Raw genomic sequence first — 15021 nt, 5'->3', positions numbered from 1 at the left:
CTGATAATACCACTTTTGGCTACAATAGCACCCTGTAGTTCCCTCTGCGCTAGGCAGTTGGAGTAACTCCGCTTTCACCCCAAAATATACCTTGTTCCGGGCGCTTCGGACCACTTTTTCTCCCAATCTTTCCTATCGATCAACTCTTATATTTCCCTATGCCATACGCGGCATCGCCGACAGACTGCTCGTGTTGTCTTAGAAGCGGCCTGGACTTATCAATTCGGAATTTATTGATGCGATCGAGCAACCCTTCTCCGACATAATCTTTGAAGAGCTTGGATAAGCCTCTTCGCGTCAACAATCATGCAGTCCCTGTTAAACGACTTCTTCTACTTTGACCTTGCTTTGATTGAATGATTGAAGCAGCTTCATGCCGATGTAATAAGATAAACCAGTGGCTAGGATAGCATTGACCGACGGAATACCAGCGTCAATGTAGTATCCTGCCAGGATGCCAATCCCCCAAGCCACGAGCATAATCGGATGGAAGTTCTCAGATTCTGAAGGCAATGTGCCTAGACGGCGACTCTCGTCCAGAATTTTGCGGCTGCGTTTCAGAATATAATAGTCGACTATTATGATTCCAGGAATGGGGGGGACACATATACCTAGCAGGATTAAGAAGCCGATAAATTGATCCAAGATTCCCATGATAGATAAAGCGGTTCCAAATATTCCCACGACTAATGTGACGATGGCTCGGTTGGTTTTAACTTTAAACAAGGTATGGATGGCATTGGTGAAGCCGAGCGAAGAGGAGTAAAGGTTAATGTCATTAATTTTGATGGTTGCAAAAGTAACCAGAACGGCGCCGAACAAGCCGGTTAGCTGGAGAACGATTGTCATAATGTCATTGCTTTTTATCGCATGGGCCATGAGTACGGCAATCATATTGACACCCAGTTCACCGAGGAAGATGCCAATCACGGTCATTCCGAATACATCTTTACTGGAACGGCAATATCTGCTTATATCGGGAGTGATGACGCAGCCTACGATGAAGCCGCCAGCAACGATCGTTGTAGCTGCGCTAATCGACAGTGCGGGACCTGGAGCTGGCGAGGATATTAGGCTTGAAAGCGAGTGGTTTTCCAAAACTTTGTAAATGCCGTAAGCCATCACGAGCAGAAATCCCGGGACGGCAATTTTCGCTGTCCAGCTGAGCCATTTGAAGCCGAAAATAACGATGATGGTTACAAATAGCCCAGTTAGGGCAGCGGATAAAGGAAATCCCAGCTTGCCTCCGAGGGCTTGATCGACGCCTTGGGCAAATACGGAGTTCTGAATGCCGAACCAACCTGCGAGGCTAATAGCAAATATAGCGCCTATTAAACCCGAGCCGTATTTTCCGAATCCAGCCCACCGGGCTAACATGCTGGTTGACAATCCTTCGCGGGCTCCTGCAATCCCAAGCAGCACGCTAACGACCTGCAGGATGATACTGCCAAACATAGTCGCCCAGAAAGCTTGCCAAAATGTCATACCATAACCAAGGGCAGCACCAAGCATGAATTGAGAGATACAAGTTAGCGCGCCAATTCGAACAAGCAGAACTTCCCACATCGGTAGTCTGGCATGGGCAGGTACCCTTACAAGAGAGAAGTCATCTGATTTAGGGGCATGTTGGGTCATTACAATCATCCTCCAGCGTTTGTATTTTCCTCTGAATTATAAAATTTGTGTGAACAATTTAATATATTGTAACGAACAAACGTAGCCACGTTCACTTGTGCGGGTGCACAGTTTCCAGGCTCTGGGTCATTGTGGGGACGCCTAAAAAGGAGGTCTTGCATTTGGGAGGCTTTCCATAGGAAGGAAAGTTGGCTTTTGATATAGTTTGGTTGTAAATATCGTTTAGATGTACATACAGTCGCGGGTTTCCAAAAAAATAAAGGTAAGTAGGGAATACAAATGGCGAAGACATATTTGGATGAACGGATGATGGAATTCGCTGTATATGGCGGCGCTATTCTTGGCGGAGGCGGAGGCGGGTGGATCGAAGACGGTCTGAAACTGGGAAGATTGGCACTGGAAGTAGGCTCACCCCAACTTTTCTCAGTAGATGAGCTGATGGAGGACGACATGGTCCTTACGACATCACTTGTCGGAGCGCCAGCTGCGAAGGAGAAATTTGTGAAACCTATTCACTATGTCAGAGCTATGGAACTGATGTCAGACAGGGTCAAAAAGCCGATCAACGGCATCATCACCAACGAAAATGGCGCTAACACGACGGTGAATGGTTGGTTTCAGGCGGTCGTGACAGGGCTTCCAGTTGTCGATTTGGCATGTAATGGCCGCGCTCATCCTACATCGATCATGGGAGCAATGAACCTTCACGAAAGACTTGGATATGTTTCTCATCAAGCGGCTGTAGGTGGGCAGGCTAACCGATATACGGAGGTTGTCGTGTCAGGAACGATCGAGCAAGCCTCAACATTAGTGAGGAGAGTTTCTATCGACGCGGGTGGGCTAGTTGCTGTCGCGCGTAATCCGGTGACGGTTGGTTATGCGACAGCAAACGGTGCGCCAGGAGCAATCAGTCAGGCGATAGAACTGGGTGAAACACTTTTGAGCCATAAGGGCGAATCTGCCATTGAGGCTGTTTGTGCTAAACTGGGCGGAACGGTTATCATGTCCGGTGTTGTTACTGCGTTCACACTGAAGACCGACGGAGGCTTCGATGTTGGGCATGTGACGATCGAGGAACATTGGGAACTCACATTTTGGAACGAATATATGACGTTGGAACATAAGGGGCAGCGGCTAGCGACTTTTCCCGATTTAATCATGACGCTTGATGCGAATACGGCAAGACCCCTCGTTTCCGCAGCCATTACCAAGGGCCAAGCCGTCGCCATCATTTATTTGCCCAAAAGTAAGCTGCTGCTAAGCACTACAATGAGTAGATCTGACTTGCTGCAATCGATTGAAGAGGTTATTGGCAAACCCATAAATGCTTATCATTCGGAAGGAAGATCAACTCGTTGACCAATCCGCTCACCCACCACTAGGATCAATCTAGCTTTCTATTGAAATTGTGGTAACATCGAGTTAACCATTTACTTGAGGTGAGCGTATGGAGAACACCCCTTTTACTGTGCAGCATTTGCTGCAAATGCCCTTGTTTCGAGATGCCAAAATTATCGGTGGGCAAGCCGGCGTAACGAATGAAATTTATTATATCGATAGCATGGAGATGCCGGATCTGACAGGTTGGCTGCGACCCAATGAACTTATCCTCACGACAGGATATTCTTTCCGTCACGAGCCTACCATGCTGTGCGGTTTGCTTGATGAGATGCATAGGGTCGGCGGCTCTGCGGTTGGCATTAAGACGAGGCGGTTTCTTCAAGAGGTGCCTGAGGAAGCTATTTACAAAAGTAATTTGTATAACATTCCTTTATTTGATATTCCACTTGAAGTTCCTTTCATGGACATGACTCGATCCATTCTAGATCAGATTCTTCAGCGACAAGCTTATATGCTTCGCGAACTGCGTGAAGTGAATCAGCAGTTTACGAATTTAGTATTGAACCGAAGGACGACTGAACTTGTTATATTGATTGGTCAGCTCCTGCAATGCGAAGCCGCGGTAGTCAACAGCCAGGGAGAAATAGAAAGCGGCACGATCAATTTCGCCAAAGCGAACATAGCAGAGAAGCACGACGTTCGCGTAGGCAGTCGTAAGTTTGGTTATTTGGCCATCACGCGCAAGCTGGGAGAGCAGGATCATTTCGAGATAAGCTGTCTGGAACATGCGATTACCGTATTAGCTCTGGAATTTACAATTCGGCAATCCCAGCAGCTGCATCTGGAGCGGGAACAGGAAGCTTTTCTAGTCGAGCTGTTGTCGGGTTCCAACCATCAGGAAGAGCTGCTGAATTATCGGGCCAAACGCCTGGGTATCCCACTCGGCTCCTTTCCTTATGTCATTGTCATGAAGAATTCAAGCTCAGTAGCAATGGACAATGAAAAGATCAATAATTTGAATCATTGGCTGCTGCGCGAGATTAACAACCCCGGAAGCTTTGCGCGCAAAGGGGTAGAGATTAACGGGCAGCTCCTGATCTTATGCCACTTGGCTCAAAAGGACATAGATAACCAGCGCAAAGAAACCGAACAGTTCGTCAGGGACCTTTTGACCAAAGCGAATCATTATGGCTTCAATGAAGATATACGTTTCGTTTGCGGAGTAGGGAGTTTCCGGGAGCGGATTAGCGGAATTGCTGACAGTTGTCGAGAGGCTCAGAAGGCTTTGACCATCGGAGAGATCAGTTTGCCTAAGCAAACGGTTGTTCATATCAAGGATGTTTTAGTCGAACAATTGCTCATGGACACCTCTGATCACCACGTATTAAACGTATTGTATGAAGAGTTCATTGCACCATTGGAAGGGTATGATCAGGAATTCGGAGCGAATTTATTAATTACTTTGGAAGCCTACTTAAGATTGGGAAGTAATACGAAACAAGTGGCCGAAGAGCTATTTATCCATCGGAATTCCGTCTTATACCGTTTGGAGCGCATTAGAGAGATTTTGCAAAAAGAATTGAATGACGCCGAGGTTCATTTGAGGCTTGTATTAGCGATTCGGTTTTGGAAGTTGAAACGGGTAAGAGGGAAGTAACACGCTGCTTTTGTGACGCTGCCCAAATGGAGGCTATCTATTTTGGGTCCCACTCCATAGGAGGGCAGGGCCCTTCTTGCTATATTTGAAGTATAGTTTGAGAGCATATAAGTGAGGGAGAAGATCATAATGACACTGAAAGACAAACGCGTAATTATTATCGGCGGAAGCACAGGCATCGGTTTGGCGACCGCTAAGGCAGCTATAGAGCAAGGCGCCAGTGTTGTCATTGCTGGACGATCGTTAGAGAAATTGGAGAAAGCCAAAGCAGAAATCAATAGTGATGCCCTTCAAGTGATTCAAGTGGATAACAAGAATGAGGAAGCACTCAAAGCTTTTTTTGAAAAGGTGGGTCATTTCGATCATCTGTTCACACCTGGAGCCGCTTATGTACTCGGACCTATATCGGCAGATTCGGACATTGCTGAGAGCAGTTTCAATGGAAAGTTCTGGCCGCAGTATTATGCTGCCAAGCATGCGGTTCCCTATATCTCACAGAGTGGTTCTATTGTGCTGATGTCAGGCGCAGCCGGGCAAAGACCCATTCCTGGCGCTGCTTCATATGCAGCTTGTAATGGCGCCATTGAAAGCTTGGGCAAAGCGCTGGCCATTGAGCTGGCTCCAGTGCGCGTTAATGTGGTTGCTCCTGGCACCATCCGAACAGAGAAAGAACGGACGGAAGCTTACGAGGCCTATAAAGGGATGTGTCTGTTGAAGCGAGTGGGGGATGTCGAAGACGTTGCGCATTCCGTAGTTTACTTAATGACAAATCGCTATACGACGGGGAGTACGCTCTTTCCCGATGGCGGTTATGTTTTAAGCTGATTGCTAAATTAACAGAAATAAGCACGTCGCATCTAATGAACTAAATGATGCTTATAGCTGAGAAAATGGCTACTTTGGCGATTTAATGAACGGAGTTGGCGCTATCGAGCAGCTTTTAGGCGGAAAGGTGTTCTTTTGTTTGAGATAGCGCTTCTGGCATTCATTAGATTTTCAGAAAGAGCGATTTGGAGCGAATAAAGGGCGTTGAGTTCGTAAGGAGACCTGGGCTTGCCTCAAGGTTCATTGACTTGGTATTTGGGAGAATAAGATCCTCTAGTTGTGCTATCGCGCGGAGATAAGGGAACGTGAAGCCGCGTTTATAGCAATAAGTGTCATGATCGCGAGTTGGAGGGAACTACAGTACGCTATAATTCTGAAAACCGCCATATTCTACGCCAGAGGGAACTACGATCCGCTATGTCACCATTTCCCAGTTGGAATCGGTAGGTTCCGCTTAAATAGCGGATCTCAGTTCCCTTTCAGGCTACGTTTACCCCAGTTCCCGCCATATAGAGGATCATAGTTCCTTTTCACACGACACTCTCTGTCATTGCAAAGCCCAAAGGGAACTAGGTTCCGCTAGTTTGTTGAAAACCGTTATTTGGCAACGAATTGTCCGGGAAGGGAATCCGGTATTTAGGCTAAATGTCTTAATCAAGAAAAATTGATTAAGTAATTGCATTAGAATGCAGAGTGGGTTATAATGTATCTAGATCAAAAAATATTGATGAATGAATTGGGTGAGAATAATGAAAACCGTCATTCCTTTAAATCAGGTAACAGCCAAGACTGCTCCAAGTGAGGCATTTTTCGAAACCTTTGAAGCAAAGTTTAAAGCGTTAGCAGACCGCAAGAGACTGCAGATTATGTATGAGCTAACGCAACGTGGAAAAACATGTGTTTGTGATCTATGCGATATCGTAGAAATGGCTCAATCCAAATTATCGTATCACTTAAAAATCTTGTTGGATGCCAATCTTATTACAAAAGAAATCATCGGCACCTGGAGTTACTATGAAATCCATTCGAGTGAAGTTAATGCACTGCTTTCAGAACAATTGTGCTGCATTTTTAAACCGAGCGGATCTTAATTTTTTTGTTTAATAAATCAAATTTTCTTGATTAATAGAACTGAATTATAACCTGGAGGTCGTATGATGAATCAATATTCCAGTTTGTCCAAAGCACAACTGCCAGTAGCCATTATAGGTGCTGGACCTGTAGGTCTTGCCGCTGCAGCCCATCTAGTTACTCGTGGGGAATCGTTTGTACTATTTGATGTTGGTCATGCGGTGGGAGCTAGCATCCTTCAATGGGCTCATGTACGCCTCTTTTCACCATGGGAATACAATATCGATAAAGCAGCTAAACAATTGCTTATTTCACACGGTTGGAATGCTCCGAATCCGTTAGATATTCCCACAGGATTAGAAATGGTTAAAGACTATTTGACACCTTTCGCTGAATTGCCCGAAATTAAACCATTCCTATACTTGAGTGCCAAAGTGGTTGCTGTGAGCCGTGAAGGCTTAAATAAAGTTAAAACGCATGGCCGGGAGGATCTTCCGTTTGTTTTGCACGTTGAAATGAATGGTGAACGTAGCATCGTAAAGGCTAAAGCCGTCATTGATGCCTCCGGGACCTGGACGAATCCCAATCCAATCCGATCTGAAGGTGTATGGACAACAGAAGAACAAGCTTTCAGTAAGCAAATATCCTACGGAATACCTGATATTCTTCATAAGCATAAAGATCGTTATAGTGGAAAGAAAGTGCTTGTTGTGGGCAGTGGTCATTCTGCGATTAATACATTATTGGAACTTGGAGAACTCAAGGGGATAGTACCGGAAACTGAAATTGTTTGGGTCTTGAGAAAATCTAACTTGGAAGATGTTTACGGAGGAAGGGAGCAAGATCAACTTGCGGCAAGAGGAGAGCTCGGAAAACGGATTCAAAAACTTGTCGAATCAGGCAATGTGAAAATAATAACGCCATTTTTTGTGCAAGAGGTAAAAAAGAATAAAGATAAAATTCAAGTCATCGGAACTTTGAATGGTGAATTTCAACGGATCGATGGGATTGATGAAATTGTTGCCAATACTGGTTCTCGCCCAGATTTCTCCTTTCTAAGAGAAGTTAGGGTTTTGGCAGATCCTAGTCTAGAAAGTGCAATGGAACTGGCACCTTTGATCGATCCGAATGTTCATAGTTGTGGTACTGTGAGACCACATGGAGAGAAGGAACTACGTCAACCAGAAAAGGACCTCTACATTGTCGGAGCAAAGAGCTATGGCAGAGCACCAACTTTTTTGATGGCCACAGGGTATGAACAAGTGCGTTCCGTTGTCTCCTATCTTGCAGGAGATCGCGAAGCAGCAGAGAGAGTGGAACTTAGACTGCCGGAAGCAGGGGTATGCAGTATTAGAGCCGATGTCACAAGTTGTTGTTCACCAGCCCCCCAATTAAAGACGTCAAAATCTTCATGCTGTAACGGTTCGAGCAAGCACGAATGATGAAACGTCCATAAAGGCGTACAAACTGACAACAGTTTGTACGCCTTTTTTTACAGGTTAGAGAAAGCTTTTTAACGAAAAAGGAACCTTTTGGGTGTTGTTCGGTCTATTTATAGAGGTGAGCGCATTGTCGAACGATTTGGAATACTTAAAGCATTTGGTTAAGGGCTATGACCGAGACCTGGTATTGAGAGACTTAATGAATAAGTTCGGGGATGATGTGTGGAACTTTGCTTTCTTTTTGACACACCGACCAGATGTCGCGGACGATTTATCGCAAGAAGTGTTTCTAGCTGCGTATAAGGGAATGTATGCGTTTCGTGGGGAATGTTCAGTAAAAAGTTGGTTACTTACCATAACGAGAAATAAAGCGCTTCATTATTTACAAGGAGCATTTCTTCGGAAAGTTACTTTAACTGATCGTTTGTATTCAAAAAGTGTCTCCCCGGCAGCTGAACAGGTGTTATTTGATCGAATTGAAAACCTCAACTTATGGGGAACAGTGATGACATTGCCACGGAAATATAGGGAAGTGTTAGTGCTGGATTACCATTATGGGCTTAAATTGAATGAGATAGCGAAGTTATTAGGGGTTTCCGTAGGTACTGTCAAATCAAGATCTTATCGTGCAAAGAAGAAAATGAATGAACTGTTGGCCCCAAATCAGGAGGAGGAATAGCTATGAGCGGTAAAAAACCTGTCTGGGCGGAAGAAATGGCAGAATCACCTTTTACAGATCGACATTTTACAATGAAATTGAAGAATAAAGTCATTCATCGTGTTAGTGAAACACGTCGTGATAATAGGCGCATTTACAAAGTGGTTGCTGCTGCGTTAACATTAGCGATTGTACTGCTCATAGGTGGTTTGTCAGGGAAAATAGAGGAAGCTTTTACAGTAGGTACTGGTTTTCTGAATACACATAAGGCCAAGGTAAGTTTGAGCGAGCGGAAAGAATACTATGATCACGGACGTTTGTTATTTTCAATCGCTCCTCAGCCAAATGCAAGAGCAGGCGAAACAAACGGATATATCCTTCACTTTGAGGCTCCGATGGAGACCTTTATTGGGAAAATAATGGTGATTCAAGCCGTACACCTCCAATCTGGAAGTCAAGAGACGATCTCATCCGATAAAATTGCAACTCCTAGTAATGGTTATCCTGGGCTTGACAGGTATGCTCTGCGATTCGCACTTCCGCTTGAAGGGATGTGGCGAATAGATGTGTTACTGGACGAGAAGATGTATGGTAATGTGACAGTGTATTTGGATAGTCCTTTATGGGAGATCAGCCCGCAGTTCGTGTCAGACAATTACTTCATGCGGGGGACAGAGCAGAAGATTGGCTTTATTGATGCTGGATTTATTGCTGGTAACGAACAAAAATATATGTGGCATTTCTGGGGAAATGAAGATCAACTAAACGGCCCCTTCCAGATAAAAGCGGTGAAAGAAGGTTCAGATAACATTATCGATGTTTTCTCTTCAAATCCGTTGGCTTCATCGAATGCCTTGGCCGGAGAACTAAATGGAGCCGATCGTCATGCGCCTACGTTGATGATGCTGCCAGAAGTTGGACGTTGGCGTTTGCTGCCATATGTACATGGCCGATTGCTTGATCCGATTGTTGTAGAAGTTAAATAGGTTCCTATCGCGCAAGGATTTTGGATGCTCAATATTTATCTGTTTTTCCAAGTGAAAAATAGGTTTACAAACCATAACTTTCAGCTTATAGTTAAATTACATTGTTTCCTTTGGTAAACTTTTTGTCCCATTGGAAACAAATTTTTTTATGCTAAATGTTTCCCTAGGTCAAAAGAATTGCGAACAAGCAATAATTGTTGGGAGGGCCAAAGATGTTTCAGAAACAAGATAAAAAGGTATCGCGACGCAATCTTCTGAAGATGGGAACGGCAGGGGCTTTTGCTGTCATTGGCAGTACGTTATTGAATCCGTCATCTTTGTTTGGTAAATCAACATTAGCGGCGGATAAGCATGACATTCATGAGGCTATGAAGGGACAATTGCACAAGGGTATGAAGCACGGTTATGTACCCAGTGGTGAAGTGACGGAGGGGTTTAAAGCAGCGCAGAAAGCACTCACCACATTTGATTATGGGAAGGTGAGCAAGCAGCCGGACGGAAGAACCTTGCGGGAATATGAGATTACTGCCTATGAAGCAAACGTTGAGATCGCGAAAGGGATCAAATTCCCCGGCTGGACTTTTAATGGCACAATACCTGGCCCAACGATTCGATGTACAGAAGGGGATGTCCTTCGCGTGAATTTTTCCAATGCAACGAGCCATCCGCATTCCATCCATTTTCATGGCATGCACCCTACGAATATGGATGGGCTGGAAGCGGTCAATTCAGGGGACTCTTTTACATATGAATTCGAAGCCAAACCAGCAGGCATGCATGTCTATCATTGTCATGTAGCGCCTCTTGCCAGACATATTCATAAAGGACTATACGGCAACTTCATCATTGATCCTAAGAAGCCAAGAGCTGTTGCCAAGGAATTCAATATGCTTATGAATGGCTATGATCTTGACCTCGATGGGGAAAATGAAATTTATACCGTGAATGGGTATGCCTTTGCTTATCAGCAAGAGCCGATCAAAGTGAAAGTCGGAGAACTTGTCCGTATTTATCTAAGTAATTTAACGGAGTTTGATCTCATTAATTCATTTCATCTGCATGCCAATTTCTTTAACTATTATGCAACTGGAGCAGATCCAGAGGCTCGCCCCAATTTCACGGATACGATTATGCAGTGTCAAGGTGAACGTGGCATTCTAGAAATTGTTTTCCCCGCCCCAGGACGATATATGTTTCACGCCCATCAAAGTGAATTTGCCGAGCTCGGATGGATGGGATTCTTCATTGCAGAATAAGAAAGGAGGCGAACGATTGCTATGCGTTCTTCTAACAAGTTAAAAGCGATTCTTTGGGGCATTCTTCCATTGGTATTATTAATTGCAATTATCATAACGATAGCTAAAGTAGGGACTGGAATTGAAAGTGAGCCTGCTGCTCCAATTGAAGTCTTGAATGTTGAAAAAATTACACTCAATGATGAAGGCATTCAAGTTAGAGTTTTAAACTCAGGACCTGAGGCAATAACTATTGCTCAAGTTGTTGTTGATGGAGCCTTCTGGAACGCTAGTTTTTCGCCAAGTGATACCTTAAAGAGATTTGAACAAGGAACTGTGAAAATTCCATACCCTTGGGTACAAGGGGATCCTCATGAAATTAAATTTATTACCTCGAACGGTTTAATCTTCACGGGGGAAGTGGCTGCAGCGGCCGCAACGCCGGAACCGAGTGGCAAACTCTTTTGGCAGTATGCTTTAATTGGGTTCTATGTTGGGGTTATTCCTGTTGGACTTGGTCTATTATGGTATCCATTCTTACGTAGATTTTCTGTTAAAGGGATGCATGCTATTCTCGCAATGACGATTGGCCTGTTATTCTTTTTAGTTATTGATACCTTTCAAGAAGGGTTTGAAATGGCAACGGAAGCGCCAAGCGTATTTCAAGGGACCGGATTAGTTTGGTTCGGTGCACTCCTTAGTTGTCTTTTCTTGATTGCTGTGGATCAGTCCAATGAACGCAAGTTGAGCAATAAAAGCGATGGAAGAAGGGTGGCTACCAAAATTGCCACAGGCATTGGCCTGCATAATTTAGGCGAAGGTCTTGCAATCGGATCTGCGTTTGCTGTTGGAGAGGCAGCTTTAGGCACATTTCTCATCATTGGATTTACCCTGCACAATATCACAGAAGGCGTCGGAATTGCGTCTCCACTTCTTAAAGAACGTCCAAATTGGAAGATATTTGTTAAGTTAGCTTTGATAGCTGGCGGACCTGCCATTATTGGAACTTGGGCCGGAGGATTCCTATTTAACGATACACTGGCTGCGTTATTCTTTGGCATAGGTGCTGGTGCTATTTTACAGGTCATTTATGTGATTTCTAAAATGATTCTTAAAGAATCGGAGAAGAAGGGACTTTCTCCCGTTTCTTGGTTGAATTTTGGAGGCTTAACAGCTGGAATTCTCATTATGTATGTGACGGCCCTAATGGTGAAATTCTAAAAAACATGAAAGGTAGATGATGAACATGTTTTCTGGCATTGGTGTATCAGGAGTTATCATCCTATTAGCTGTTGCGCTGCTGTTATTTGGTCCTACGAAGCTTCCGCAATTAGGCCGTGCTCTCGGGACAACGATTAAAGAGTTTAGACAGGGAACGAAGGATTTGTTAGAAGAGGACAAGAAAGAGAGGTACAAAGAATAGGGGATAAGGGTAGGAATAGACGAGGGAAGATTAGGGGGGGGCGAGAAATACGAGATAAGACGAGATAAGACGAGGGATGATGAGGGAAGACGAAAAAACGAGATAAGACGAGGAAGATGAGCAATGACGAAAAAAGCGAGATAAGACGAGTGAAGATGAGAAAGATAAGAAATACCGAGAAAAGCCGGTTAATACGAGAAATACGGCTTTGCCGACCTGAGGAATCGGTCTCTAAATTAGCGGAAGAACCGATTAAAAGGAACTCTGGTACGTTATTTAGGAAAATAGAGGGATGCGAGGGGCATAGCGGAACTACAGGGTCTTATTTCCACTAAAACGCTGAAATTGCCCTTGAAACAGCAGAATAGCGTACTATAGTTCCCCCAGCCTCGCGATAATGCCACTTTTTGCTAAAATAGCGCACTGTAGTTCCCACTCGGCTCGAGGCAGCTAGAGTGACTCCCCGATAACCCTCCGCCAGCTTATGGGTACCCAGCAGCATTAAAATTGAGGTCGAGAATCCAATCTCTTCCTCCATTGGTTAGGCGCGATCACGCAATACAAATGCGCGAACGGCGCGGATACCGCGTGGCGATACGGATTTGTCGCTTGAGAGAATGTGCTACGGTAAGGATAGGACGTTAAGTCCCTAACCTATCTCAAGGCAAAGGAGATCCCTATGTACATTCGCTCAGCTTTCCCCGCTTCCAAGATCCGCAAATCGCTTTTGGCTTTGTTGATTGCCACTTTGTTCAACGCAGCTCTGTTCATCCCGCCAGCCAGTTATGCGACCGAGACGAAGGTGCCTCAAGGCGGACCTTCCGATCCGAAGGAGACGGAATCGTTCATCGATGGCTTCTTCAACCGGGCGGACATTCAAGCAAAACTCGCGGGCGCCGTTATTGCCGTCGTCAAGGACGATCAGACGCTGCTGGCCAAAGGATACGGCTACGCCGACGCGGAGCGTCAGATACCGGTCGATCCAGACAAAACACTGTTCCGTCTGGCCTCCCTTTCCAAAACGTTTACCGCCACCGCCGTCATGCAATTGGCCGAGCAGCACAAAGTCGATCTGGACCGCGATATCGGCGGCTATTTGAACGGGCTCCGGATTCCGAACAATACGGGCGCTCCGTTGACACTTAAGCAGCTGATGACGCATACGAGTGGATTCGACCAAACGGAGGCGGACACGGACGAGGGCGCCCCGCAGGATGTGTACCCGCTGGAAGCCTTTGTCAAAGATAACCTTCCTACCGTTATCCGAAAGCCGGGAGAAGCGTTCCGTTACGACAACTACGCATACGATCTGCTGGGTTATATCGTACAAAATGTCTCTGCTAAACCGTTCGATGAAATCGTCGCTGATCACATATTCACGCCGCTCGGTATGACCGACAGCTATTTAATCCTCACACCGGACGTGCAAAAACGACTTGCCGTCCCGCATGACGGAGCCGGCGAACCGCTTGCGCAGTACGCCACGTATCCGAATAATTCGCCAGACGGAGGCTTGATGTCGACAGCTGCCGATATGGCCCGGTTCATGAGGGCTGAGCTGAACGGCGGCAAACTAGGAGAAGCATCGATCCTGAGTGCGCAGTCCATTCGGGACATGCAGCGGCTTGATGTATCGATTCATCCCGACATTCCTGGCGTGGGCTACGGCTTCGAATCCTCGTTCCCGGAGTACGCGAACGGGCAAACCGTCATCGACAAGGCCGGCGTTTCCTCAGGCTTTCAAGCACAAATGTGGCTGCTGCCCGAACGCAAAACAGGGCTGTTCATCGCATTGAACAGTGCGCAGCAAGCGAGAACGATCCGTTCTCAGCTGTTCAAATCGTTCATGGATCATTATTTTCCGAAATCGCCAATTCCGCCGCAAGAAACAGCGCCCCCCATAAGCCAAACGAAAGATCAGCTTAGGCGTCTGGAAGGCTTTTACCGCGATTTAAGGCTTCCAATGTGGCATTACGATGTAGTTGCTCAAGACGGCGGACTGCTCGTCACCGATTCTTACGGGACGCATCGCTTGAAGCAAATCAAGGAGCTGCTGTTCGAGGATGAAGCCGGCAGAAAAGCGGCATTTAAGGATGGCGGCGAAGGCAAGCTGTACTTTTCCTATAATAAAGCGGACAGTTGGTCGGAAAAGCTGCCAGGCCCGAAACCCTTCTCCGATGTGCCAGACAACCACCCCTATGCGAGATTCATCTACTATGTTCAGCAGCAGGGCATGCTCGGGAAAGAAGACAGCCTGGCGTTTAGCCCTGACCAGCCGATCACCCGCGCCCAATTCGTCGGGCAGTTGTTGAAACTATCGGATATCCCTTTGTCCCCGGAACCAGTGTCGTTCGCCGACACCGCGCAAAGTCCGTATGCGGCCGAAATCCAGACGGCTCTTGCGTTAGGCCTCGTCAACGGCACGACCGGCGACGCTTTCGAGCCGGACCGGCCGATCACCCGCCAGGAAGCGGCCGTCATCTTGTCGCGTGCGCTGCTGCTTGGCTTCGGCTCGGCCGGAGCCGTTCCGCTTGAAGCTGCGCTGCAAGGAGAGACCGACGACTGGGCGTTGGAAGGCGTGCAAACCGTCGTCGCCAGAGGCTATTACGGCCCGGAGGTCGTTCCGGACGCAACCGGCGCGGTTGACTACCGGTCGAAACAGCCGATGCTGCGCAAAGAAGCCGCCGCTATGTTTTATCGTTTTCCGTAAAGCAGTCGTTGTTGACATAGAGCAAATCTCCCTTAGGC

13 protein-coding genes are annotated in these 15021 nt (G+C 46.2%); 11 read left to right on the top strand and 2 right to left on the bottom strand.

Annotation, left to right across the window (positions count from 1 at the left end; translation table 11 throughout):
* Window positions 1-139 precede the first annotated feature (139 nt).
* Together IEY34_RS04975 and IEY34_RS04970 are read right to left on the bottom strand one after the other, a co-directional pair.
* On the bottom strand, window positions 140-304 hold the full coding sequence (locus IEY34_RS04975) for a helix-turn-helix transcriptional regulator (RefSeq protein WP_189008442.1): 165 nt from the start codon (window positions 302-304) through the stop codon (window positions 140-142).
* A 14-nt stretch (window positions 305-318) separates the two neighbouring features.
* Window positions 319-1635: a purine-cytosine permease family protein gene (locus tag IEY34_RS04970; RefSeq protein ID WP_189008439.1), complete on the bottom strand. Its 1317-nt coding sequence runs from the start codon at window positions 1633-1635 to the stop codon at window positions 319-321.
* Window positions 1636-1914: 279 nt separating this feature from the next.
* On the opposite strand from IEY34_RS04970, the gene IEY34_RS04965 reads away from it, so the two are divergent.
* The 11 genes from IEY34_RS04965 (at window position 1915) to IEY34_RS04915 (ending at window position 14983) form a co-directional block, all read left to right on the top strand.
* Window positions 1915-2994: an S-methyl thiohydantoin desulfurase family protein gene (locus tag IEY34_RS04965; RefSeq protein ID WP_189008437.1), complete on the top strand. Its 1080-nt coding sequence runs from the start codon at window positions 1915-1917 to the stop codon at window positions 2992-2994.
* An 88-nt stretch (window positions 2995-3082) separates the two neighbouring features.
* Window positions 3083-4633, top strand: a complete 1551-nt coding sequence (locus IEY34_RS04960; RefSeq protein ID WP_189008434.1) for a PucR family transcriptional regulator — start codon at window positions 3083-3085, stop codon at window positions 4631-4633.
* A 129-nt stretch (window positions 4634-4762) separates the two neighbouring features.
* Window positions 4763-5458 (top strand): SDR family oxidoreductase, encoded by a 696-nt coding sequence (locus IEY34_RS04955; protein WP_189008431.1) that lies wholly within the window; start codon window positions 4763-4765, stop codon window positions 5456-5458.
* Between the two features lie 749 nt (window positions 5459-6207).
* Complete coding sequence (locus IEY34_RS04950; protein WP_189008428.1) at window positions 6208-6549, top strand: ArsR/SmtB family transcription factor; 342 nt, start codon at window positions 6208-6210, stop codon at window positions 6547-6549.
* Between the two features lie 63 nt (window positions 6550-6612).
* On the top strand, window positions 6613-7971 hold the full coding sequence (locus tag IEY34_RS04945; RefSeq protein WP_189008425.1) for an NAD(P)-binding domain-containing protein: 1359 nt from the start codon (window positions 6613-6615) through the stop codon (window positions 7969-7971).
* A gap of 127 nt (window positions 7972-8098) precedes the next feature.
* Window positions 8099-8650, top strand: a complete 552-nt coding sequence (locus IEY34_RS04940) for an RNA polymerase sigma factor (RefSeq protein WP_229757474.1) — start codon at window positions 8099-8101, stop codon at window positions 8648-8650.
* A 2-nt stretch (window positions 8651-8652) separates the two neighbouring features.
* Window positions 8653-9615, top strand: coding sequence for a DUF4871 domain-containing protein (locus tag IEY34_RS04935; protein WP_189008422.1), 963 nt, complete (start codon window positions 8653-8655; stop codon window positions 9613-9615).
* Between the two features lie 212 nt (window positions 9616-9827).
* Window positions 9828-10871, top strand: coding sequence for a multicopper oxidase domain-containing protein (locus IEY34_RS04930; protein ID WP_189008419.1), 1044 nt, complete (start codon window positions 9828-9830; stop codon window positions 10869-10871).
* A 21-nt stretch (window positions 10872-10892) separates the two neighbouring features.
* Window positions 10893-12071 (top strand): ZIP family metal transporter, encoded by a 1179-nt coding sequence (locus IEY34_RS04925; protein ID WP_189008416.1) that lies wholly within the window; start codon window positions 10893-10895, stop codon window positions 12069-12071.
* 25 nt (window positions 12072-12096) lie between these two features.
* Window positions 12097-12273 (top strand): twin-arginine translocase TatA/TatE family subunit, encoded by a 177-nt coding sequence (tatA, locus tag IEY34_RS04920; RefSeq protein WP_189008413.1) that lies wholly within the window; start codon window positions 12097-12099, stop codon window positions 12271-12273.
* Window positions 12274-12952: 679 nt separating this feature from the next.
* Entirely contained in the window at window positions 12953-14983 is a 2031-nt protein-coding gene (locus IEY34_RS04915; RefSeq protein WP_189008410.1) for a serine hydrolase domain-containing protein, read from the top strand.
* Window positions 14984-15021 lie beyond the last annotated feature (38 nt).

It is taken from the genome of Paenibacillus marchantiophytorum, from assembly GCF_014640555.1.
Classification (GTDB): domain Bacteria; phylum Bacillota; class Bacilli; order Paenibacillales; family NBRC-103111; genus Paenibacillus_E; species Paenibacillus_E marchantiophytorum.
The sequence above is the reverse complement of the archived record's forward strand: the minus strand, read 5'-3'. Positions and strand labels throughout refer to the sequence as shown.